The organism is aff. Roholtiella sp. LEGE 12411 (genome assembly GCF_015206995.1).
In the GTDB taxonomy this organism is placed as follows: Bacteria; Cyanobacteriota; Cyanobacteriia; order Cyanobacteriales; family Nostocaceae; genus Komarekiella.
The window spans coordinates 1-25,333 of sequence record NZ_JADEXR010000086.1 but is presented as its reverse complement, the minus strand read 5'-3'; the positions used below and the strand labels follow the sequence as shown (position 1 = coordinate 25,333).

General features: G+C 38.0%; 19 protein-coding genes and 1 pseudogene. All 20 read right to left on the bottom strand.

Going from position 1 to position 25,333, the window contains the following annotated elements; all coding sequences use genetic code 11:
• Positions 1-347: 347 nt before the first annotated feature.
• Entirely contained in the window at positions 348-2,219 is a 1,872-nt protein-coding gene (locus IQ246_RS18485) for a hypothetical protein (protein ID WP_194004801.1), read from the bottom strand.
• A gap of 11 nt (positions 2,220-2,230) precedes the next feature.
• On the bottom strand, positions 2,231-3,217 hold the full coding sequence (locus IQ246_RS18480; protein WP_194004800.1) for a glycosyltransferase family 2 protein: 987 nt from the start codon (positions 3,215-3,217) through the stop codon (positions 2,231-2,233).
• A 61-nt stretch (positions 3,218-3,278) separates the two neighbouring features.
• Positions 3,279-3,986, bottom strand: coding sequence for a TVP38/TMEM64 family protein (locus IQ246_RS18475; protein WP_194004799.1), 708 nt, complete (start codon positions 3,984-3,986; stop codon positions 3,279-3,281).
• 143 nt (positions 3,987-4,129) lie between these two features.
• Positions 4,130-5,557 carry a sugar transferase gene (locus IQ246_RS18470; RefSeq protein ID WP_194004798.1) on the bottom strand — a complete coding sequence of 476 codons (1,428 nt, stop codon included), beginning with the start codon at positions 5,555-5,557 and terminating at the stop codon, positions 4,130-4,132.
• 367 nt (positions 5,558-5,924) lie between these two features.
• Positions 5,925-6,677 (bottom strand): WecB/TagA/CpsF family glycosyltransferase, encoded by a 753-nt coding sequence (locus IQ246_RS18465; protein WP_194004803.1) that lies wholly within the window; start codon positions 6,675-6,677, stop codon positions 5,925-5,927.
• Positions 6,678-6,833: 156 nt separating this feature from the next.
• Positions 6,834-7,985, bottom strand: a complete 1,152-nt coding sequence (locus tag IQ246_RS18460; protein ID WP_194004797.1) for a glycosyltransferase family 4 protein — start codon at positions 7,983-7,985, stop codon at positions 6,834-6,836.
• Positions 7,986-8,045: 60 nt separating this feature from the next.
• Positions 8,046-8,921: a glycosyltransferase family 2 protein gene (locus IQ246_RS18455; protein ID WP_194004796.1), complete on the bottom strand. Its 876-nt coding sequence runs from the start codon at positions 8,919-8,921 to the stop codon at positions 8,046-8,048.
• A gap of 31 nt (positions 8,922-8,952) precedes the next feature.
• Positions 8,953-9,347 (bottom strand): annotated as a pseudogene (locus tag IQ246_RS18450) (IS4 family transposase); the annotation flags it as partial.
• Positions 9,348-9,669: 322 nt separating this feature from the next.
• Positions 9,670-10,884: an O-antigen ligase gene (locus tag IQ246_RS18445; RefSeq protein ID WP_194004795.1), complete on the bottom strand. Its 1,215-nt coding sequence runs from the start codon at positions 10,882-10,884 to the stop codon at positions 9,670-9,672.
• Between the two features lie 115 nt (positions 10,885-10,999).
• Positions 11,000-12,250 (bottom strand): glycosyltransferase family 4 protein, encoded by a 1,251-nt coding sequence (locus IQ246_RS18440; RefSeq protein ID WP_194004794.1) that lies wholly within the window; start codon positions 12,248-12,250, stop codon positions 11,000-11,002.
• A gap of 60 nt (positions 12,251-12,310) precedes the next feature.
• The gene (locus IQ246_RS18435; protein WP_194004793.1) at positions 12,311-12,904 is read right to left on the bottom strand and encodes an acyltransferase; all 594 of its coding nucleotides are present in this window, start codon (positions 12,902-12,904) and stop codon (positions 12,311-12,313) included.
• Between the two features lie 23 nt (positions 12,905-12,927).
• On the bottom strand, positions 12,928-13,311 hold the full coding sequence (locus IQ246_RS18430) for a polysaccharide biosynthesis C-terminal domain-containing protein (protein ID WP_194004792.1): 384 nt from the start codon (positions 13,309-13,311) through the stop codon (positions 12,928-12,930).
• A 25-nt stretch (positions 13,312-13,336) separates the two neighbouring features.
• Positions 13,337-13,804, bottom strand: coding sequence for a hypothetical protein (locus IQ246_RS31300; RefSeq protein WP_370588511.1), 468 nt, complete (start codon positions 13,802-13,804; stop codon positions 13,337-13,339).
• A gap of 310 nt (positions 13,805-14,114) precedes the next feature.
• Positions 14,115-14,960 (bottom strand): bifunctional 2-polyprenyl-6-hydroxyphenol methylase/3-demethylubiquinol 3-O-methyltransferase UbiG, encoded by an 846-nt coding sequence (locus IQ246_RS18420; RefSeq protein WP_194004791.1) that lies wholly within the window; start codon positions 14,958-14,960, stop codon positions 14,115-14,117.
• A gap of 394 nt (positions 14,961-15,354) precedes the next feature.
• Positions 15,355-16,287, bottom strand: coding sequence for a glycosyltransferase family 2 protein (locus tag IQ246_RS18415; RefSeq protein WP_194004790.1), 933 nt, complete (start codon positions 16,285-16,287; stop codon positions 15,355-15,357).
• Positions 16,288-16,382: 95 nt separating this feature from the next.
• A complete protein-coding gene (locus tag IQ246_RS18410) occupies positions 16,383-17,696 on the bottom strand; it encodes a flippase (RefSeq protein WP_194004789.1) in 1,314 nt (437 codons plus the stop codon).
• A 312-nt stretch (positions 17,697-18,008) separates the two neighbouring features.
• Positions 18,009-19,379, bottom strand: a complete 1,371-nt coding sequence (locus IQ246_RS18405) for a hypothetical protein (RefSeq protein ID WP_194004788.1) — start codon at positions 19,377-19,379, stop codon at positions 18,009-18,011.
• A gap of 169 nt (positions 19,380-19,548) precedes the next feature.
• Positions 19,549-21,744, bottom strand: coding sequence for a polysaccharide biosynthesis tyrosine autokinase (locus IQ246_RS18400; RefSeq protein WP_194004787.1), 2,196 nt, complete (start codon positions 21,742-21,744; stop codon positions 19,549-19,551).
• A gap of 62 nt (positions 21,745-21,806) precedes the next feature.
• A complete protein-coding gene (locus IQ246_RS18395; RefSeq protein WP_194004802.1) occupies positions 21,807-22,223 on the bottom strand; it encodes a hypothetical protein in 417 nt (138 codons plus the stop codon).
• A gap of 1,163 nt (positions 22,224-23,386) precedes the next feature.
• Positions 23,387-25,174 carry an aspartate--tRNA ligase gene (gene aspS, locus IQ246_RS18390; RefSeq protein WP_194004786.1) on the bottom strand — a complete coding sequence of 596 codons (1,788 nt, stop codon included), beginning with the start codon at positions 25,172-25,174 and terminating at the stop codon, positions 23,387-23,389.
• Positions 25,175-25,333: the final 159 nt, after the last annotated feature.

The following is a 25,333-nucleotide window of genomic DNA, read 5'->3' as shown; positions in this document are numbered from 1 at the left end:
TTGAACGGGTTCATTTCTTTGAACAAGATATTAATTCCCGTCCTTTTGAAATTTGCGATCGCTTGTGGGTGAAAAATCACCTTGAAGAAGATGAGGAAAAACTACGGGTTTCAAGATAGACGTGGTTTATTACTAGTCCTGGCGACTATAAGTCGCGCGCCAGGTGCTTCTCCTGTCGGAGACGCTGCGCGAACAAGTCGGCGGATCCGCCCAACGCACTGGCTAGGCTATACAGGCAAAACCCGTTACCGTTAATCCACGGAGGTGGACTTTGTTTGTGTAGTAGCGAATTCGATTCGCCTAATACTTTTAAAACATACTCTAAGCTAGACAATCAATCGAAATTTTTAAATTATTTCGTTTTTATCAAAAAGCTCTCGTGAGTATTTATATAAACGAAACCTAATCACTTGATCATGATCTCTACTTTCTAATTTTTCTTTTCTTGAAAACATATCCTTAACAGTATTGACTAATTGATAATCATTTATAAGTTCTTGTAAACCTGTGTGCAATTCCTTTGATCCTAATTGGTTAAAGGGTCCGTAAAAATTGCGTGAGCCATTAAAAATATCTTGAATATAAAAACCACCTTTACCTGTATCTATAATCCATTTAGGTGGAGTATTTCTTAAAGAAGACACTGTTTTAATTGCACTATTTAAAGTTAGAGCATCTGAGTTTGTTAAATCTAACCGTGTTGGATTATTACACTGTAGAATAGAATATAAAACTGATGCAGAACCGTATATAAAACAAGAGTCGCCAATATTAATATTTTGATGTAGCATATAAAAAGTTTTTGCTTTTTCTTTTGTTACTTTAATAAATTTTGTCATTGGCTGATTTAGTGAATAATTAGTGTCTTTATAGAAACCATAATAGTAATTTCCTTCGGCGCCAAGAGAATGGCTAACAAGATTGCTAAAAAATATACTGACTGTAACAGCTAGGAACGCCAGTGATAAACCTCTTTTCCAACTAGCACAAATTTTTGTTGACATGAGCATAGTTAGTATTACTGTTATAACTAACATGTCATTATATATGTATGGTCTACCAGGCCAGGAAATCTGCATGGCCCAGGTTGTTCCGAGAGTTAGAGCTATGAGCAAGGGGAAAATTGGATGTGGCAATCCTAGAATTAATTGGCTTTTTTTGGGAAAGACACAACTAGCAATAAGAGCTATACTAAAAAATGTTCTTGGTAAATCATAAAAAAGTAACTCACCGCTTCCAACAAATTTATTTGTGGCAATCCCAAAAATTAGTAATGCAGGAATGGCTACTGTTGCCAATCGATTTAAATTTAATTTGTTATTAGGTAGTGATTTTATTGGCTCTCTAATTAAAATAAAAATTCCGACAGATACAAGTAGCGGAATAACTACATATTTAAGAATCTCTTTAATAGAAGAATCGCTATTAAGTCCACCAGAAAAAGCATCTATTAGACTAATAATAGTGCTAACATTTTTCTTTTCGGCAGCGGTAAAAAAAAGTTCATCAAATGCTTCGTATAGTGCAGAATTTAATACTAATATTGCTATTATTGATCCTAGTCCTACAATAATACCTGCAACGAATGGAGCTATAAAAATAATTAGTTTTTTTAAGTCTGTGAGAGAATAGGCTAAGATAACTCCCAATGTAACTGCTATGCAGATAATTCCATTACTCTGGCGTGCTCCGACAACTAGAGCAAGAGAAAAGCCAGATATAGTAAAGTAGATAAATGAAGTTTTTTTGACTATTTCTTGAAAGCCAATAATGATAAAAAAAATAGAGATTGAGAGAAACAAATTTACATAATTATCATTACCACCGCCAAAAAGTATAGGATTAAATAGTGCTAAACCACTACAATTAGCTGCTGATATGAACCTTGAAGTAAATTGCCTAAACGTTAAATACAGGACAAGTAGAGTAGTAACTTTAACTAAGAATCTAGCAACTAAGCTAGACAAATAAGTTTTGCCTAGTATTTTCTGAAAAAAGGCATCCAAAACAATGCCAATAAATCCAGTTTGGTAGTCAAAATCTCTGTAGGGGAAATCGCCATTGACAATTCTATTGCCGAAATGAAATATTTGACTTGTGTCTGACCAATTCATCCCATAGAGCGACCAGGGAAAAGTAGAAAAAATTATAATAGTTAAGATTAGTATTAACGTGTAAGCTTCTCTAGCTTGATCAGATTTTCCCAGATTCCTATTCATGTTTAGACTTATTATGGATGGTAGGCAATAGACTTTTGAGTGACAGACTCAGGCATGAAACCGTAACATTCTTGTACAAAATAAAGTGGACGTCCTTTTACCTCCTCATAGACTCGCCCAAGATATTCACCAATCATGCCAAGACTAAGCAATTGCACGCCTCCTAAAAAGAGGACTGCCACCATTAAGGAGGCATAACCAGGAATATCAATTCCTAAAAGGAAAGTCCGAATTACTAAAAAGCTAGCGTACAAAAATGAAAGTAAAGATATAGCAAGACCAAGATAGCTCCAAATCTTTAAGGGTATGAAACTGAATGAGGTAATACCATCAATAGCAAAGTTCCAAAGTCGCCAGTAATTCCATTTAGTAATTCCCTTGTAACGTTGAGGGCGATCATATAGTACTAAAGTTTGCTTAAAACCAACCCAAGCAAACAAACCTTTCATAAAACGATTCCGTTCTGGCATTTGTTTGAGAGCATTAACTACGCGGCGATCAAGCAAACGAAAATCTCCAGTATTGCGAGGGATTGGAATGTGACTCAACTGAGCGATCATTCGGTAGAAAGTATTAGCAGTAAAGCGCTTGATCCAGCTTTCTCCTCGACGTGAGCGACGAGTTGCACAAACCACATCATAACCTTCACGCCATTTGGCAATTAGCTCCTCAATTAATTCAGGTGGATCTTGAAGATCCGCATCAATTGGTACTACTGCTGCTCCTATTGAATAATCAATACCCGCCGTTAAAGCTATTTCCTTGCCAAAATTACGGGATAAGTTAACTATTTTAATTGCAGAGTTACGGTGATGATGCTCAATCAAATACTTCAGAGTATTATCTTTACTACCATCATTCACACAAACGATTTCATATTTTATGTTCAAACAATTTAGTACTGATACTAATCGTTCAAACAGGTAATCTATATTGAGTTCCTCATTGTATATGGGAATTATTACAGAAAGTTCTACATTGTCTTTATCTAGGAGCATGTACAAGACCTCGTGCTTCGCTTTATGTTATGCCGAAAGGAACAAAAAATAAATTTGTGGTTTACTCATCTTGATGGTCTTTGTTACGTGACCTAGATGACTTAAAAACTTCAACGCTTTTTGAGGGAAATGTGCGACGGCGGCGATACCAGGTAGCTGCTACGACTAATATTCCAGTTAGCGACAAAGCTCCTACCACTGGTAATAAATCCCCTGTACTGAGAGCCTTCAAGCCGTAACTACCTAGCAATACAAAAGGTAGAACACCAGGAACTGTGCCTAATGTCGTACCCAGAACATAATCTTTGAAACTGACCGACGTTAGCCCCGCAGTGAAGTTCACTAGACCATAGGGCATGATTGCTACCAAGCGAATGGCAAACATATAGAACAATCCTCCCCGACGTACCTCAGCATCCATTGCTTGCCACTTTCCACCTAGTCGTTTGGCTACTGCTTCACGTCCAACAGTGCGAGTAAACGTAAAAGCAACAATTGCGGCAATGATTGCTGCAAGGCTAGTCCAGATAGTTCCTAGCACTGGGCCAAAAATGGCACCGCCAGTCAAATTAAGTGCAGTTGAAGGTAGAACAAGTACAGTTGCTACAACATAGAAAAGCATAAAGATAATAGGTGCCCAGATACCAGCAGACCTGAGCCAAGCTTGAATTTGTGCTGGTTCAACGCCGCCTAGTAGATAGACTACTAGGCCAGTGGCGATAATACAAATAATCGTGAGCAGCAAAATCCAGATTTTAAAATTCAACATCTCAAAACTTTTGAATTGAAGCAGTTGATAAACGGATTAGCTCTGATATTGATAATCCACTTGTCTAGAGAACAAAGTATGAGAAAGCGATCGCTAATTATCTATTAAAGAAGCGATCGCATCTTATAGTCTTACTTGGTTAATTAGTAAGCGCCAGTCTTTTGCAGTACAACACTCACAGTTTTTACCAAAATCTTCAAATCTAGCCAAAGCGACCAATTTTCAATGTAAGTGATATCTAATCTCACCCCATCTTCAAAATTCTCAATATCAGAGCGACCAGAAACCTGCCACAATCCAGAGATCCCAGGCAAAACTTCTTGTCTAATAAAGTGAGTTGTTTGGAATCTCTCTACATCTCTAATAGGAAGAGGGCGTGGCCCTACTAGGCTCATTTCCCCAATTAAAACATTAAACAGTTGCGGTAATTCGTCCAAACTGTAACGGCGCAGGAATTTACCAACTCGTGTCACACGAGGGTCGTCTTTGAGTTTAAACAAGACGCCATCTTTGATTTCATTCTTTGCTTCTAGAGATGCTTGCAATTTTTCTGCATTTGTAACCATTGTGCGGAATTTCCAAATTTTGAACTCCTTACAATGCAGACCAATTCGCTTCTGCTTAAACAAGATTGGCCCAGGAGAATCCAGCTTAATTAGCAGGGAAATTAGCAAATAGATAGGTGCTAGTAGCACTAGCAAAATAGTTGCACAACAAAGGTCAAAGCCACGCTTAACCAAAAAATCACTACCTGCAAGAATTGGTGCAGAAATTGTTAGACATGGCACTTCACCAATCATCCACAATACAGTATTAGGCGGTATAACTTCTCTTTCTGTTGGCAAAATACGGAGGGTAATACCAGCACTCATGAAATGCCAAGAAATATACAGGCGGTTTTTAATCGCATTCCAAGAAACAAAAGCCTCAACAATGCCTTGATTACGAAGGAACTCTAAGGTTGACTCTCGTTTATCTCTATCCAAAGAACTAGCTTCCGCTACTCCCATCAAGTTGTAGCAATTCTCTTTTTCAATTAACTTAATACCACTTTGTTGATCTTCTGCATCTGTGATCAGAAAAACGGGGTAACGAATTGCTCCTTTCTGCCGCACAAGGTTGGTAGCAACATCAAAGCTCAGACGAGCCACACAGATAAAGGTTACAGAAAACAACCAAAACAGGATAAAACTTGAGCCTGAGATATACAGATTTGGTTCGTAGAGAAACGCAATCAGCAACAGGAAAAATTCTGACAGAGAAACTGCTCTAATCAGGCGAGCATAGTTACGGCGGTGAATACCTGCCTCATATAGTCCTTGGGCTGCCATCATCCCTATTGCTACAGCGAGACTTAGCAATTGAAAAGATGATCTTTCAGTCAAAGGAGAATCTAATGGAGTTCCATAAAATATTGCTAACTTCCATGCCAAGGCAACAGACATGGCATCAAGTAGGATAAGTGTGATTATCCGAAGTACTCTCAGAGCTAGCCCTCTCTGTATTCTTGTGCCTTGAGCTGATCTTAAATCAGGCTTGAAATTTACTAGTGGGAGGTATCTGGATGTCATTATTCCTATACTCTCTGCGTTTGAGATGGCGGTTGTTGGAAGGAGTGTAAAATCTCAGATCAGTACTTGGGTCTGAACTTTGAGTTTAGTAGTAAGGGATGCACTGGCAGACAACCTAATAGGACTTACGCAACTGGCACACAAGGCTTCTGGTATAAGAGTCAAGGGTCAAGGGTCAAGGGTCAAGAATCAAGGTTTTTTGGACTTTTGACCTTTGACTCTGGACAACCTCTGGCGTTAAAAATATGACACTTGCGTAAGTCCTGCCTAAGTAGGGAGTATATGTAGAACAGTTATAGCGCGATCGCTAAATCCCCCAGTCAAAACTGCAATCATGAGAACTTGTCGCCTAGTCACTAATAGGTTATTAAGCATTGAGAATTTCCTGTAATAAGAGTCTGACTACAAACCAAGGCTCTAGTAAGTAACGCTTCCACAGTCTTCCTGGCTCACTAAACAGGCGATACAACCACTCCAAGCCCAACTTCCCCATCCAACGAGGTGGAGTGGGAACGGCTCCAGCTACATAGTCAATACAGGCTCCACTAGTAAGAATGGTATTAGTCTGGATCTGTTCTAGGTTGTCTAGAATCCAGTGTTCTTGACGTGGCATACCCATGCCTACCATTAATACGTGGGGTTGGTAAGCGTTAATTGCTGCCAACGTGGCAAGGTTTTCTTGATTATCTCCCGTATTGATGTAGCCGTGAGCTGTAGTAATCTGTAAACCAGCAAATTTCTCCCGCAAAATCCTAGCTCCTTGCTCTGCTATTCCTGGCTTTGAGCCAAGATAGAATACACGCCAGCCTTGCTGAGCTGCTTGGGACATCAAAGGCCATACCCAGTCAGCATAGGTGACTCTTTGTTCTCGCTTGAGTGGAAAACCAAGCAATTTTCCTAAGAACACCAAAGGCATACCGTCGATATGAACATAGTCGGCTTTTGCATAAAAAGCTTGCATTTTAGAGCTGTGATGGTAAAGATAAAGACTATGCAGATTGTGATTAGCAATGATCCATTTTTTATCGTGCTCGATAGATTCTGTAATCAAGGAATTTAATTCAGGTATGGCAAGTGCGTCTACTTGAACACCAAGAAATTTATATGGCGATCGCTTCATGGGGAATTGCTCTAAATGTTCTAAATTTTTCTTTACAAAGGCTAAAAAATAGCTCTTAAACAGAAAATTTATAGACAAACTTTACTTGAAGTGCTAGTTGAATTAATAGATTTTTGTTACTTGGTAATAGTTATAATGATGGTAAGTTCTCCCTAATTATTGCTTGACTGTCTGCATAAGCACCTTAGCAACCATTTGTGCTTTTGCACTCCAAGAATATCTCTCTCTAATTAGGCTATATGCAGTTTCCACAAGTGGCTCGTATTTGTTTAAATTAAAAGTTGCCTCCAAAACTGTATTAGCCACCTCTTGAGCAGAATTTCCTGAAATTAACAAATGTTTTTGGTGATGAAATTCCTCTAAACCTCTGAGTCCTTCAGGCGTAGATACAACTAACTTTTTACTAGCGAAGTAATCTAGTGCCTTATTACGCGCTCCCCCAGCAACCGCCTGCTTTGGAAATGGCAAAAGACCTATATCTGCATATTTTATATGCGTAACAAAATCTTTTCGTTCTGGTAAAAATCCTACAAACGTTATATTAGATGGTAGTACCTCTTCAACTTCTTTAGCGTCACGTCCAATAACAACAAAATGTACTTTTTGCTGATGATTTTCTAGATATTTAGCTGCTTCAATAGTCATTGATACAGACATGTCGTTGCTGGGAAATTGAAATGTTTTAGGAGCCACAACAACAACTATTTTTGCTGGTCGCAGTGTACGATATGGATCTATTTCAAAATGCTCATTAACATCTATTAAGTCTTCAGTAACCCCATTTCCTATACAGAAAATGGTCTGCGATTTTTTCCCATACCATTGCCTAATTAATTGGGGAGTTGACTCACCTGCGGCAATAATTGGATTCCCAGAAAATATAAGTATTCCCTGAGCAATGTATGTTTTAATAAGTTGCAAAAATTCTTTAAATGGATTAGCAACAGAAGATAAGCGGCTCCAGTACTCAAAAGCAGAAAAAGTATGGAAATCTAATACAAGAGAACAGTTTGTCTGTTTATTAAAGGTAAGTGAAATTAGAGCAGCTAATCCAGGTAGTGTTTCTTGAGCATATACTATATCTGGATGAAAATCTTCTATAGACTTTTGCACTGCTTTAATATATGAACTCAGGCTTCTTGAACCAATAGATATAGACGGTGCATAGTCAACAGCGGAACAATTTAAGCCCAGATGATAAACCTCAAAATATTTGAGAAGATATTGTCCAAGGTAGAAAGGTCTAGTAAACGCACCGAATGGTTGAGTTGAATCAAGAGTAGAGACTATCAGTAAGCGTTTACTCATATTGAGTGGATATCCTTATTTATTAACAACTATAATTAGTAATCATTGTACTTTTAAAGTTTATTTAATCTCCTCGCTAAAAGTAGAAGATACACTCAGATCTCTGTAACCAATTACCGCACGTAAATAAGGTAAGAACCAATAAATAAACCAGAATGATCCAGAATGCCGCCTGGTAAAAACAGTCCATGCTTGGATTGGAAAACTTTTGATTCCCAGCACCCTTTTTAAGCGTTCATTAACCGGAAGGTTAATATCTGCCCAACTCTCTCTAACAGAGTTTTTCGAGCAAGTACCTACATATCCAGGCGCTATCCATACCGAACACCCCAGTTGACATGCTCTAAGTCCGTAATCTAGATCCCCTAAATTATGGATAAAAGCAGGGTCTAAATTACCTACTCTCTCTGCAACAGAACGTGGAATAAGTATGCAATTTCCATACATAGTCTCACACTTTTGAAGTTCCTGACTAGGCTGCACAAATTCGTATTTATTGGAGTACCAATGCTTTGAGCGTACAGCACCACCGTAAGTCGGTTTTCCTGTGGCTGCATCTTGGGTTGAACCAACAATTATAGAATTTGGATTATTATGTTCTGTGAGGTAATGGTGGGTAGCAAGAAGTTTGCTAAGAGCATCTGGTTCAAGCAAAGTGTCGTCATTAAGCCAGAGATAGTAGTCATAATTCTCTTTCAGAGCCTCAGCAAAGGCTAACCTCATTCCTCCAACCCAAAACAAATTTCCATTCCCCTTAAGAACTTGAGCTTGTGGATAGGAAGCTTTGATTGCATTTGAAGTACCGTCATAACTACCATCATCGGTTAGATAAACATCAAAAGGTTTTGTCTGCTCATATAACGCACGCAGACAGGCGAGAGTTGTATCACGCCTGTTATAACAAGTCATAATGACTGCTAGATTTCCATTTTTCATAACTTTATTAATCCTATCATTAAACTCAAAGCTAAGATGTAGACTCTATAAGCTTCATAGCCCTCATACCTTGTTGATAATACTTACGTTTGTTGGGATTTAATCTCATCAACTCTGTTACTAATTCCATACAAATATTCTTGAAATTGACCCAAGTTTGACCATATAAGCTAAGCCGATATAAAAACTACTATGTCTCCGCTCTGAACGACTCCTTTCTTTGATACGAGCCACATATTTCTGTATTCCTTTACGCTTAATCTGCTTACCTTGAATCGTTGCCGAAGTGTAAGCGTTCGCTATCAGTAAAACTAGAGAAATAAAGCGTTCGCCTTCAACATTAGTGTCTTCTAAGTTAGAACCACCTTTCTTGAAATCTCTAAACATCTCTTCGATGTCAAATCTTTGTTTATTGGTAATGATAAAAATCTTTGTATTCTTTTTCTCCTACTCTGAAATTTTATTGCCAAAGGTAACGCATTAGCTAACTTTTCTAGAGTTACTTCTTCGATGGACTGTAACAAATGTATCAAAATTTTTAGCAACAGGTATTCTGCTAAATTCAATTGACTTTTTAAGTGATTTTGGTAAGATGTAGGTAACATTATCATTAAGTAAGTATTATTGACAAAACTAGACCTACTTTTTTTATCACAAAACGTTACCATCCTTACATACAAAGCTTTTGAGCCTGTTTCGTCGCCCCCTCAGATTATTTAGTCAAATGACTTAATATATTTACATATATTTATTGTTTTAAATTTCCATGCTTTATCTGTTCAAGCTCCAAAACAAGGGATAGCGATATTGATATATAGTAAATCCATAAAAAATTAGCAGTTAATAGTGTATTAAGTTCAAAAATATTAAAACATAGCATCAAAAATATCATGTTAAACATCCAAAAGCATTCTATTGTTTTGCTTATAAACAATAAATATATAACATTGAAAATAACTATGGAAAAATTAAATGCTAACAATATTAATCCCACTACACCCAATTGAAGAAATATATCAATAAAACCATTATGAGAATGATTTGCATTCAATTCCTGACGTATCCATAAACTTTTAGCAACTTCTAAAGATATAGGCGAACTCCAAAAACCAGCGTAACCATATCCAAACCAAGGTTGATTACAACCAACTTCAATTGCTTTTTGCCATAAAGGTAAGCGCCCGTTGAACTCTAAATCTTTACCCATGATGTCAACCACTATAGTCTCTAGATTACCTAGAAGCAGCATAGCTACAGTACCGTTAATCATAAAAGCCACAGCCAAGATTGTTTCCCGAATTCTGAATTTTTGCTTGGCTATCTTATAGAGGGGCATAATATATATGCACACTAAAAGAAACCCTATACCTGTCTTACTAGTACTTTGCCAGAGCAGCAATAACATGATAAACAGCATTGCTAACTTCAACCACCAATACTTCCTGGTAGATAATAAGGCTAGCAGGAAAACCATACAACCCACGGTCATTGCTCTAGCTAAATATTGCTTATGTGCATATATACCTTGCCACACAAAAACATTATTTGAGATAGCAGTTCCGTAGGATGGTACTGCTACAGAAAACACTAAACTTAAAATTGCTGCTATACCTATTACCCAAATTAACAAACGCATTTGTTCTTTAGGAGAGTAGCGTACAGCTAAATACGTACCAAGCAAAGTTGTGCGAAATAAAGATTTAAGTTGAGTTGCGGTTTCTTCTGTATTCTCAGACCAAAAGATTGAAGAACAGGCAAATACACATAATATTATCAAAGACCAATCTCTTGTAGCGACATATGCTACTCTCCCTAATGGTTGTCTAATAATTAATAATGCTACCGTAGGATAACTGGCAAGCTTAACAAGCTGGTCTAACAGTGGGGACAGTCTACAATCGCTAGTTAAAATTAATAAAACAACACTAAATGTTTCTAACCATTTTATGATATTGGTTTTCAAATCTTATTCTCCATATATGGCAAGTTTAGAATATGTGTTTATATGGAAGTCGTTCTTACTAATTCTTGAATTAGAACTGATTATTTTTTAAGAACTGATTTCTGCTAAATTATTTTTATGATAATAGTTCATTAAAGATAGATAAGTAGCGATTTGCTTGAATCTCTAATGTGAATTCTTGTTCTGTTTTTCGACGGGACCAGTAAGATAGTTTTTGATATATCTCAGGATTTTCTAGTATCCAAATAATACCTTGAGCTAAATCTTCAACTTTATAAGCTTGAGCTAGATAACCATTTTTTTGATGTTCAATCATATCTGGCATACCACCAATATTAAAGGCAACACACGGAATTCCACAGGCAATTGCCTCCATCACAGTATTAGCCAAATTCTCTTGAGTAGAAGGTAGAACAAATACATCTGCTGCTGAATACAATAAAGCTAAAGATAAATCATCGTTCAACGTACCTAGATAATAAGACTTAAAACCAAACTCCGGAGGATTTTTAGGCTGAGATGATCCGAAAATAACTATTTCTAACCTATCTGACCAGCCAGCTTTGCTAAGATTTTGCAGAGATGCTTGCAGCAAATGAAATCCCTTACGTCTATCACTAGTTGACTGTAGAGAACCAAATAGAATTAGTTGTTTATCTTGGGGTAAATTTAGTAGTTCTCGTGCTATTTCTTTATTAAGAGGTTTATACGTTTGAGTATCAATCCCATTTGGGATTACTTCTATTCGCAAATCCTTAAAAAGAGAGCTAGCACTGGCACATTTAGCTAACCAGGAGCTAGGCGTAACTATAGTTAGGTTAAGATTTCTCCAAGCTTTAGCTTTGCGTTGCCACACCCAACGGGATAAATCCCAGTTTTGAGAACTATGAAGTTGCGGACACTGACCACAAGAATCAGTGTAGCGAGTACAGTCTTGGCTATAGTGGCATCCCCCGGTGAAAGGCCACATATCATGGAGAGTCCAAACGATTGGTTTCGCTAATTTAGCTACTGATTCAATCAGTAAGTATCCATTATTGACCCAATGTAGATTGATGATATTTGGATTTAATTGGCTAATTTTAGAGACGAGAGTATCTGGAAGCCATTGAAGCGAGTGAGTAGCTTGATTCCGATTAGGATAAAATTTTAATGGTAGCTGATCTAAAGTTAATCTCAAACCAGTAACAGCTTGTGACATTCCAGATGAAGCTCGTGCTCCAATGACATTTCTATCATCACTTTTTTTAAGTTGTACAAGCATCTGTGTAGGAATATCAAGATTCTGAAGACCTTTTTGTAATCGATATGCAGCGCGAGCGGCTCCACCATCAATATCAGAACTATTAACCAACAAAACTTTCATGATGATTTTAATTATCTATAAACAGTAGGATATTTAAATTCAAAATTATCTGCTAACTTCCTATAGCTTATAGCTAAGATTTTCAGTTTCATAACAACTAATATCTTTAATTTTTCTAGCTGGCACACCAGCCCACACTTCATTAGCTGGAATAGATATAGTAACGACACTACCAGCCCCAATTACTGAATTTTTTCCAATACGACAACCAGGAAGAATAGTTACACCACAACCAATCCAAACATTTTCATCTATGAATATACCCGTTTTCTCTTCATTCCAAGGTAAGTCTCTATATGGCTTTTCATGCGATATTGTATGATTACAGGCAATCAAAGATACATGCTGTGCAATAAGGCAATTCTGCCCTATATATATTTCTCCTCCAGCAGCACGAATATTAGCATATGATCCAATAACAGCACGTTTTTCGATAATCAATCGCCCTGGAACATTGCTATGTGGAGATTTGGCTACGACAACAAATTCTACAAATTCTCCTATATTAACTTCCGGGCTAATCTTGATAGCATTAATATCGTCGTATTGCATAACTACAGATAAAGGTATATCTACACCTTGATTATGTTGTAGTATATGCAAGTAGTTCAGCCAATTTCTGACTATTTTTTGAAATATTTTAATAATTATCATCTTATGAAGATACAAACTTATAACTAGAAAGGTAAAATTGATTGAATCTGAAGTTTAAATATTTTCTGCGTTTTTGCATGAAAGGCATGGCTAAAAAAGGTAGCAAATGCTTGAGATATTATAGTTGCTATAGCAGCTCCAACTCCAGCATATATTGGTATTAATAATAGGTTTAATACCACATTAATCATGGCTTCAATAAAAGTTCTACCTAAGTAAAGATGAGTTAGATTTTCATTAATAAACCAGGGTGATGTTGCTACACCCATGAAGACAAAAAAAGATGACCAGATATGTATTGCCAGGATTGTACCTGATGCTGTATAGCCATCGCCAAAAAGCAAGATAATTATTGACTCGGATAGAAATGACATTGGTAGAGCGATCGCAACAGAAATTATTATCATGACACGCAGTTGTTGTTTGAGGCGCTTAATTATCTAATCCTAGGGTCGCAAAGGGGTTGAAGAGCAGGGCAAACGCATCTAAAGTACTCTTGATCACGACCGATATTAAGAACCAACGAAAAAATCTTTCCTTTCGCGTTTGATTATTTTTAAAGCCCCAAAGCGATGCCTGCGGCGGGCTACGCCAAGGCCTAAATTTTTCGCAATAAGCAAGAGCTAATGATATTATTTTTAAGTCTATTGAGAATAGACTTTGTTTATTGACATGATGCGGTCGCCCTGGGTTGAAGAGGGCTACAAAGGCAATAGTGTAGTTAAAAAGACCATATTGTCTCACTCCCAAGTAGCGTGCGACCCAGACTCCTACTACTAGACCTACACCCATGCGTAGAATGCGGTCAGCAAATAGCCAACTTGTATTTGCAACAATCGCACGCAGCCCAGAGCGAGACCGGAGAAATGATAACTTTTGAATTTTTAATTTACGCAGCATCAAACTCTAGTTGTTGTGGTTTTGTAGCTAAAAATTGAAGCGAATAAGTAGCCTGATACAGATATATAAATATAAGTTCTTCATCACCTAAAACAGGGAGCATCCATTTTTGGAAGAAACACCGGGCGATTGGAAATCGCGGCTACACAAACGTTCGCGAGTAGCGTCTCGCAGAGAAGTCCGCCGACGCGGACTCTCCCAAACCCGCGCAGGGGTTTAGTTTGTATAGCCCCAGACTTCTAGTCTGTTCGCGTAGCGTGCGCCTTAGCGCAGGGCGATCTGCCAAAATGGGATACTCCCCCTAAAACACCTAATTTTTCTGCTTGTTTAAGAATATGCTTTTCAAAGCCTGATAACTCGAGTGAGATATTCTTAAAATGGGGAATACAGTTGTTGATATTTTTTCTCGAAGGCGAATTTTTTTCCAATTGACTGGTTCTTGTTTTATCTTCTTATATATAGTAGCGTGACTACCATTGCAGGAACCAATAGTATCAAGTCCCATGAGATTTGTAAATTGATTAAAGCTATACCGAAGATGAAAAGTTTCAGGTAAGTGACACTTAATTACAGGATAAAAACAATTGGCAATTACTAAATAGCCATCAATTTTAACGCTCTCAATCATTTCAGCCAATAAGCTTAAAGGATCTGGGACGTGTTCTAGAACATCTGTACAGACTAAACAGTCATATTGTTTTTTTAGATAACTAATAAATTTAACGTTAGAGTAGGTTTTTATCTTCTCAAGAGCAAGCTGACTAGGGTGTGGTTCGTAAATATCAACTACTACTTCTTTGTTTTTATCTGCAATTAAACGAGCAAGGGTACCAAAACCACCACCATAATCTAGAACCGATATAATGTCGTTATTATTTACATTAATCCAATCAGCGATCGCCTGGCGGTGGAGAATGGAAACATTATGCTGCTCAATAAATAAACCATTTAGTAGCCAAACTGGATGACTGTAAAATAAATCAACTTTTTCTGGCTCCTTTTTTATGTTATTGCATCCTAAACTATCCCAAACGTCGTCCATTAGCTGCCAAATTTCTTCAACTTCTATTGGCTGACGTTCAGCATCTAAAAGTATTTTTTCAATTTCTTGTTGGATGTCATCTGACAGATTAGGTAAGTCTATGTTCTTTTTCATGGTATTTTATAGTTATTTAAATTTATCAGGACTTACGCAACTGGCACAAAGCGCGGGCAGTTAGACAAGGGCAAACAGATCTGAACATGACTTGCGCGGTGCTAGTGTGGGGGATTTGCGCTTCAAGGCATTATGACAGATAGGCGATCGCACTCTCTGGCATTTTAAATTAGACCAAACACATCTGAACGTCTGGACGTTTTAATTGCCGAATTAAATAATTGTCAAGTAAGTTGTGCTTGATTCTATAAATAGTTTGACCTGTTTGATAGGCTAAATTTTTCAGTCTCAGCCAAACCAACATAGCATTTGATAGAATACATTAGTACTACTAAGTTGCGATCGCCCTGTGCCAGTTGCGTAAGTCCTGTTTATAAATAAGATACTTTGCTATTTATTGAGATATTTGCTTATTAGATAATTTATTAGCAAAAAATTTAAGTTTTTGGCTAAGAATTACAGATATTCTTGAATCATAAAAATTATTTATTTGGGTAAAAATATCTGCTTGAGAATTGCGAATAATAAATTGTGGATGCTGAAGTGGAAAATCTATAGGTAATACTGGCATATTTGCGAAATCCTTATAATTGTTAACTGTGTGGGTTGCCTCTAAAGAATATCCAATATTAGAAACTAGATTTACATTAGGAATAATACTCAAACCGTTCTGAATCCAACAACTGAATGTCCAAGCATAAGCCCAACTATTAATTTTTTTCTCATAAGTGTATTGAAAAATATTTTGCCAAAATTTGACCGCTGAAAGGTCTAACAAGATGTCTTCTAGCCAGTCTTCATCACGAATCTTAGGCCACAGCTTCATTTGATGATCATAGTGTTGCCATGCTCGGCCCCAAGTAGCCCATCCCCAGCAGTGATTGTAGCGCGAAAAATAGTAACTATCTTGGTTCCGAACTCGACCATACTGAAAATTATTACCTGTTACAACCATAACTCTATTGTCATCTCGGTATTGATGGAGCAATTCATCACAAAATTGAAAGAAAGTAGGATGTGGCAAACAATCATCCTCAAGAATTATGGCTTCTTCAACCTGACTAAAGACCCAATCTAAGCCACTAGAAACACGCAATCTACAGCCTAAATTAACGTCAGAGTAGTTAGTCAGAACTTCGCAATTCCAATCGACTTGCTTAATAATTGCACGCGTAGCTTCGCAATCTTCTGCCTCTCCAGAAAGGTTTGGACGTGGTCCATCTGCAATGACAAAAAGTTTTGGTGGTTTTGCCTGACGAATTGCTTCAAATACTTTTCTAGTAGTATTTGGTCGTTTGAATATAATAAATACAACTGGAGTTTTCATTGGTGAAAATAACATTATATTAATAAATGTAATTTAAAGCTGAGAGTGAGAGAATTATTATATATATATAATATATATATGATGATCTTTAATAATTAAAAATGTAAAATCGAGTGGATTTGAAGCTGAAATATTTTCCGTGTTTTGCCATGAAATGCATTGCTGAAAAAGGTAGCAAATGCTTGAGAGATTACAGTTGCTATAGCAGCACCAATTCCACCATATTTGGGAATTAACAATAGGTTTAATAGCACATTAATAATTGCTCCTATAAAATTTCTTACCAAAGAAAGATGAGTCAAATTCTCACTAATAAACCAAGGTGATGTTGCCATACCCATGAAGACAAAAAAAGAGGACCAGATGTGTATTGCTAGAATTTGGCCTGATGCTGCATAACCATCACCAAAAAGCAGCATAATTATTGATTGCGATAGAAATGACATTGGTAGAGCGATCGCAACAGAAATCAGAGCCATTAGACGTAATAATTGCTTGAGGCGTTGATAGTAAACTGCTTCACTAGTTTGCTTGGCTGCAAAAATTGTCGGAGAGACTGAAGAAACCATCGCCGTGGGAATAAAATACCAAACCTCAGAAATACGTGATGCAGCCGAGTAAATGCCTACAGCATTATTGCCAATCATTTGACCCAACATAATCTGGTCAATTTTCATGTAAATCATGATTGTCACACCAGAAAGAATCAGAGGCCAACTGTCCTTGAGTAGAGCCTTAGCAACTGGAAAACTCCAACACCATAACCGTAATGAGTAACCTTTAATTTTGTAAGTGATCGCCAAACCCATCGCACCCAATCCAATCTCTGCGAATGTCATCCATGCAAAAGCAATCAATGGTGCTTGCATTTTGATTAGAGCAACTTTAACCAGGGTAACGATGATAAACGCTGTATTTTTTGCAACTACAGTATATTTGGATTGGACTTGAGACTGAAACCAGAAGTCAATGGTGTCAAAAGCCTGAAAAATTCCTGCTGTTGACAAAATCGCTACCAGCCAGATAGTTAAACTTTCGTTGTAGTGAAATACAAAAATAGAGCCGATTGCTAAAAATGCAGAACTAAACCCACCGATTAATTTGAGCCATAAAGTCGTTCCTAAAACTTGCTCTTTGTTAGATGAATTACGTACAAGATTACGGATAACGACATTGTCTAATCCTAGGGTCGCAAAAGGGTTGAAGAGGGCTACGAAGGCAATAGTGTAGTTAAAAAGACCATATTGTTGCACTCCTAAGTAGCGTGCGACCCAGACTCCTACTACTAGACCTACACCCATGCGTAGAATGCGGTCGGCAAATAGCCAACTTGTATTTGCAACAATCGCACGCAGCCCAGAGCGAGACCGGAGAAATGATAACTTTTGAATTTTTAATTTACGCAGCATCAAACTCTAGTTGTTGTGGTTTTGTAGCTCAAACTGCCATTGCTTCAAGTATCATATAGTATTGGCAGGGCGGCCGCATCATGTCAATAAAAAGACTTCATTCTCAATAACAATAGCATTAATTCCTGCTTATTGACATATATTTAGCGTAGGCGTAGCCCGTCGTAGACATCGCTTTGAGGCTTGGAAAATAAATCAAACGAGAAATACTGATTTTTTCGTTGGTTCTTAATCTTCGTCGTGATCAAGAGTACTTTAGATGCGTTTGCCCTGCTAGTATTGGTTACACCAGCTTAGTTAGCTACTCTAAAATCAGCCCATGTCTCTTTTTTTTAGTAAATTCTCAATAGGTTTAAGAGTTAAATAGGCGCTGTAGGCTACTAATCGCTGTTCTTTAATACCCAATCGGTGTAAAACTCCTTTAATTTTTGGGGTTTGGTGCATTTTAAATAATATTTTATGAAATAATGGTTGTCGTCCTATTTTATCGTTAATCCACTCTATGTATGCTGGTTTAATCACTTGTTTAAGTAAATCAACATTTAATGGCTTTAGAGGCACTTGATCCATTCCTTGATTATTGAGGGTATTTTGTTTACTCCCATAAAGATTCATTGACTCCAAATCCAATCCATGATTTTGAAAAAATTCTTTCTGCCACAAACGGTTTATTCGACGTTCAACAGGTAAGCTAAGCATGGAAAATACAATTTCAGATTCTAATAGTGGTGAGAAAGGCTTTAAACTAAATAACATTTCAGGGACTCTTACTAAATAAGAAATTAAAATCATCTTCATTCTTGCCGTTAATAATAACTGAAAGTTCCATTCCTTTAATCGTTCGCGATTTAATTCATAGTAACCTTCCAGCAATTCTTGTTCAGACTTTAGTAAACAAGCTTCGCTGGTAGCATGTAATTGATGTGTATATGCAATTTTATATATATCTCTAGGCTGAGTGATATTTTCTTTGTAAGGAACTAGCCCAGACCACAAGTCGCCATATATTCCACTCAGTAAACCATTACCACCCTCTAGATTGGAGATAACTTTATTATAAAATTCTATTTGATACATACCATGTGCATGGGTAGAAATTCCAAATAAATCATCCCACTTTTCCAAAAATGAATTGAATTGACCTAACTGAACACTCTCCCATCGAATACCAAGAATATCCGATAGCTTTTTAGCATAGACTACTTCCAAAGATTCTGATTGATCATTTGAAACACCATAAGTAAAAGCACGAACACGGGATTTATCATTTACCATAAAATTTAATAACCTAGAATCATAACCGCCACTAGTTGGTATGACAATTTCTCCCTCAACTGATTCTTCCCAAGTGTGTACTGATTTCTTGATTAAATCAAATACATCATCTTCATTGCAAGTCTTACCTATCCATTTATCCACAGGATCATCTAGATATTGAACTTCCAGCTTACTGTTATCATGAACAATCAATCTAGATGAATGCCTAAGAAATTTTACATATTTTATAGGAGTTTGCTCCAGTATGGAGTAACCAAAATCAAGGTAGTTGTTTAATCCTTCTGGATCAAATTCAAAATTATTAAAACATATAACATCATTGATATTTTGACTTACTTTTCCAGTTAATTCATTGTAAAAAATTGTCTGGGAAGCTAACCAGTCTGTTTCAAATATTTTTTTCATCTTCTTTATTGTTTGAGCATTTTATGATAAATGAATTACTGAGTTGCAATCACTATTTTGCAAAAGCCTGAAACACAAATTCTGTCGTCACTTAATTGCCTTTTGTCGAAAACTCGATGACTCTTTAGGTGATTCCATTTAAAAGAAATCTCAATTAAGTGAGATTAATTTATTTTTCTCGGTTGAGAGTTAGAGATTTACCTGACACAGAACCAGATTCAATCGATTCTCTAGCATAGTAAAAGTAGCTGTCAGGCTCTAGTTTGATATTCACACCGTTAATCACCATACCCAACACTTGTTGACCTGAATGTTTGAGGAACTCTTTAGCAGCATTAGCACTGGCATAGTTAATTACCCCAGGACGAACCACCAGTAAAATCCCATCAGCAAACTTGCTTAACACCGCAGCATCAGCCGTTCCTGCTAGTGTTGGTGTATCGAAAATTACGAAATCATAATTTTCTGCAAAAGAGGCAACTAATGCAGCCATCCGTTTGGAATCTAATAGTGCTACTGGATTAGGAGGTACAACCCCGGACGGTAGAACGTAGAGGTTAGGCATGACTTCCTGCACGGCTGCATCAAGAGTAGCTTGGTCAACAATGACATTCGATAACCCTACAGCATTCGTCATTTCCCAGATACGATGCTGGACCGGATGACGCATGTCGGCATCTACCAATAGTACCCGACGCCCCAACTGAGCCATTGTCACAGCTAAATTTGCGGCTACCTCTGATTTGCCTTCTTTGGATACGGAACTGGTAACTACAATCGCCTTCAGCTTTTTATCTGAACTCAGGAAATTTAAGTTGGCTTGCAGCATTTGGTATGCGTCACCAACAGGGAAGTGAGGGATATCTCTGCCAATTACTCTCGGAATTTGTTGATCTAATGACGGATAAGAACTCTTTTTGCCATTCTTACTTACTGAAGGAATCACTCCTAAAAGAGTATATTGGAACAATTCTCTAGCTTCTTTTACCGTCTTCACTGATCGGTCAATTAGATCTAAAGTGAAGGCAGCAACTATACCAAGCATCACACCGAAAACTCCTCCACCCATCATAATCATCGCTTTGCCAGAACCAACTGATTGATCTGGAACTAAAGCAGGAGAAATGACGCGAGCATTCCCAATATTTTGATTCTCAGCTACTTGAACTTCTTGCAGTTTTGTCAAAAGTGCTTCGTAGGTTGTTTGAGCCGCTTTCCGCTTTCGCTCAAGCTGTCGTTGAGCTTGTTCTAGCCTGGGCAAAACATTTACTCTTTGTTTGTATGCAGACCACTCATTCGATAATGTGTTGATTTGTTCAACTAAACCGACTCGTTGTGCCTCAGTGCGAGCAAAATCTTGAATGAGGTTTTGTCGCAGTTCTCCAATCTGAACATTTCCCATAGATACTTGTTCATTAGTGACAGATGCTTGCTCTATTCGTCCTTCTAACAAGCTCTTGAGAGCGACAATTTTCTCTTGCAAATTGATAATAGTAGGATGCTTTGCCTGCAAACGGGTTTGCTCAACCGTCAGAAGGTTTTGTGTTTCTTGGAGTTGAGCAAGCACTTGCTGAATTCCAGGTATTTGACTCAGTGAGGCAAAACTCACAGATTGCTGTGAATCAATGCTGGCTTGATTTTGTAACTTTTGTGACTGAGCGGTGACATAAACTAATTGAGCTTGGGCTTGATAAATTTGCTGTTCTAAACTAGAAACTGTCTGGACTGCTAGCTCTGACTCTGCTTCCAAAGTGATTATTTTATGTTCTTCTTTGAATTTACGCAGAGTTGATTCAGCTTCTCTGACAGCTGTTTCAGTACCAGGAATTTCTTCTAGAATAAACTTACGGGCTGAGACTGCCTCAGCCCGATTTGCCTCTATATTATTCTTGATATAAACTTTCATCAGTTGATTAACAACTTTTGCCGCCAAATCTGGATTTTTATCTGTGTAGGAAATTTGCAAAATTTCCGTTCCCTTGGAGTTTTCTATCTTAAGTTTGTTAGTCAAATCTTGTATTGTAAAGGACTCGCCTTTGCTATCTTTTAGGTTCAGCGAACTAATGGTTTCTTGAATAACTGGAACAGATGTAACTATCTTTGCCTGAGTTTCTAAAGGATTGTTGGTAGTGGTCAAAGAATCAAGTCGTCCTATAGCTTCCCCTAAACCTGTTAGGGAGGAAGTACGGTTTGTCCTAATTAACAAACTTCCTTCTGCTTTATATGAGGGTTTTAGTGAGAATGTGTACAAGAATGCGAGGGTAACAACTACTCCAAAAAGCCCTACTGCTGGTATCCAGCGTCGTTGCACAATAAGTAGGTATTTTTGAAAATCTACCTCTTCCAAGTTTGATTTAGATTCCATAATGGCAGATATTGATTGCTCGTACTGATACATTCAATGAGACTGCAACTGGCTTAACTTTTTCACCGGAAATTCCTGCTATTGTTATTGCCAGCCATCCGGGCTTGGGTGCGAGTAAATTCTCCTACGGAAGGATTTCCTTCAGGATCAATGACTCCACTTGCTTGTTGCCAAAGTTTTACAGATGCAACTGAAACTTCATAGGTGCGATCGCACTTTTTGACGTGATACCATTTTGTTTGCTCACACTGTCCACACCAGAATGCTTCTAACCATTCACCTTGTAAGGAAACTGTGGTCTTATTTACCATTAAAATTAGTGCTCTGTGCCGCCCTATCCCTCTTTCTTGAAGTTGTCCGGCGCCACTAGCATACAAATTATACTTTTGGCTCACACTATGCAGGTAACATCTATGAATTGGACAGTAGATAGGTCGCCGCTTTGAACGTTTCCGATTTTGGGTACACCTATTCTGCAATTCGACCTCACTTATCATGTAGATATACCACAGACCAGAACAAGGTTACGTTGGAGGGACTGAGATCTAAAAGATCATCGAAGCCCAACTCCTAAATCCAATATCAACTATTTAATTAAAATCAGATTAAGTGATTAATTAAAGTCAATGCACTCAACCATTTGCTATTCATGCTTGAGGTGTTTTTTACCTCAGTCTGAATAGAAGAGTTAAAACGTCATTTTTTAACTCCAGCTTTCAGCGGAAACTTTTTGATCAAAGCATCTTACAGGCTGACTGAGCAGGATACATACCTTGGTGCTTGCCCTTATTGGCTATTAAGCACACTCCTATAATTTAGATTACACATTTTGGCGATATATCACATTGATTTCGATGAGTAATTAAACTCCAAAAATCTTGAAATTAATCTACTTGGCAATTTGCAATTCATCAAAATTAATATGAAAAAGCACTCTACAGTAGAAAAACTGATCAAAATTGTAAAATACTGCACTCATACAATTATCCGAACACTTGAGTTGCTCGTTACTTGATAACTAAGTTCAATTCGTCAGTAAAACTTTTTTGACACATGCTTCTCCAGATAGCAGAGGGGTTTGGGTATGCTTTAGCACAACTTTTTCAAATTCAGTAGCGCTTTGATATGTAAGTATACAGCAAATTGCGTTTTTTTGGAAGTAGTTAGATTAACTTAATTTTCCGAATGTTTCAGCACTTACCCAAGGGAGTACTAACAGGATATTATATGTGGCAATAGCGATACCAATCGCTATTGCGCCCTATGTTTAGATTTAGAGCATGATTAATTGGTTGGATTTATTAATCTAACGCTTAAAATTTATACTGTTGTGATACTATTAATCACAGGGCAATATGTAATTTCAACAATCATCAGTAAGTTAGTAATAATACAAACATTTACTTAGTTAATATTTCGTAGTTTAGGACTGATGCAGCTTAATATTTACTCCCTGAAAAAATAAAATGCGATCGCCGCAATTAATACAAATACATTCCTTTGATATGGGGTAAAGCTAATAGCAGTTCTGTATGAAGATGCAACGAACCACATAGATGCCCAGCGTCTACTCTTCGAGTTCTTCAACAGAGTAGAGTAGGCATTGCAATGCTTACCCTACTCTTGATCCCCTTGGACTTTACTAAGACTTTGGTTTGTAAGTTGAAGCAACGTGCAGTTCTTTCAATTGCTTGACATCCACTCCCGAAGGCGCATCAGTCAATAAACACCGCGCTTGTTGCGTCTTCGGAAAAGCAATGACATCTCGAATGGATTCTTCCCCAGCGAGCAGCATCACCAAACGATCTAAACCGTAGGCGATACCACCATGAGGCGGTGTACCATATTCAAATGCTTCCAAAAGAAAGCCAAATTTATTCTGTGCTTCTTCAGGAGACAAACCGATCGCTTCAAATACCTGCTGTTGAATTTCCCTTTGATAAATCCGCAGACTTCCACCGCCCACTTCCATACCATTGAGCACTAAATCATAAGCTTGGGCGCGTGCAGTTTTCAAGTCACTCAAATCATCAGGATGCGGTGCAGTAAACGGATGGTGCAGTGCTTCTAAACGCTTTTCGTCAGCATTCCACTCGAACATGGGAAAATCTGTAATCCAGAGCAAGTTAATTTTTTCTGGATCAATTAACCCAAACTCCCTAGCGGTAACTTGCCGTAGTCTATCTAAAGTTTTATTAACGGTAGTAGTATCACCAGCCCCAAATAACAGCAGATATCCAGCTTTTGCACCTGTGCGGCGTAAAATTTCCTGTTTTTGTTCTTCTGACAGGTTGTCTTTAATCGCGCCAATAGTATCGATTTCACCATCATCCCTGACTCGGATATAAGCTAAACCTTTGGCGCCAGCTTCGTTGGCTTCTTTAAATAAATCCCCGCCTGGTTTGATGCGGACGTTAGAAATTACATCATTACCATTAGGAATGGGTAGAATTTTGACAATACCACCATTGGCAACAGCGTCCCGAAAGACTTTAAAACCAGAGTCTTTCAGCACATCCGAGACGTTGACTAACTCTAATCCATAACGAGTATCTGGTTTATCACTGCCATAACGTTCCATCCCCTCAACATAAGTGAGACGAGGGAACGGACGGTGTAACTCAATGCCTTTAACTGTCTTGAAGATATGACAAACTAACTTTTCGTTGAGTTCGATAATTTCTTCTTGAGACATGAAACTCATTTCCATGTCCAATTGGGTGAATTCTGGTTGTCTGTCGGCGCGTAAATCTTCATCGCGAAAGCAGCGGGCAATCTGATAGTATCTATCTAAGCCCGATACCATCAGCAGTTGTTTGAATAACTGGGGTGATTGTGGTAGGGCAAACCACTCACCAGCGTTAACGCGACTGGGTAGAATATAATCCCGCGCACCTTCAGGAGTAGAACGGGTAAGGATTGGAGTTTCGACTTCAATGAACCCTTCCAAATCTTCTAGATAACGGCGCATGGCTTTGACAATTTGATGACGCAATTGCATATTTTGCGCCATGCGATCGCGTCGCAAATCCAAATAACGATACTTTAGCCGCAAGTCTTCCCGCACTGTCTCGGTGTCAGCGGTGGAAACTTGAAAAGGTAACTGTCTGCGGACACCGTTGAGCAGTACAATTTTATCGGCGTAGATTTCAACTTCGCCTGTAGGTATGCGGGTATTCAGAGATTCTTCGGGACGTTGCGTTACCCTACCAGTGATTTCGACAACATATTCATTTCGTAGAGCGTTTGCCTGCTCGTAAGAATCCGGGGTGCGTTGCGGATCGCTGACAATTTGGAGGATTCCAGAGCGATCGCGTAAATCCAAAAATATCACACCTCCATGATCGCGGCGACGGTCTACCCATCCGTACAAGGTAACAGTTTCTCCAATATGTTCTTTTCGGAGTTCGCCGCAATAGTGAGTTCGCATAAGTGTTAGGTCTGTTTTTCCGGGCTAGATTGGCAAGAAAATGTCAAAGCTTTCCCATTATCTAGCATCAATAGTAATTGTAGTAGTTCTAGTGAAATAAAAAATGGAAAACTATGGGGATGGGGGATGGGGCATTGGGCATTGGGCATGGGGCATTGG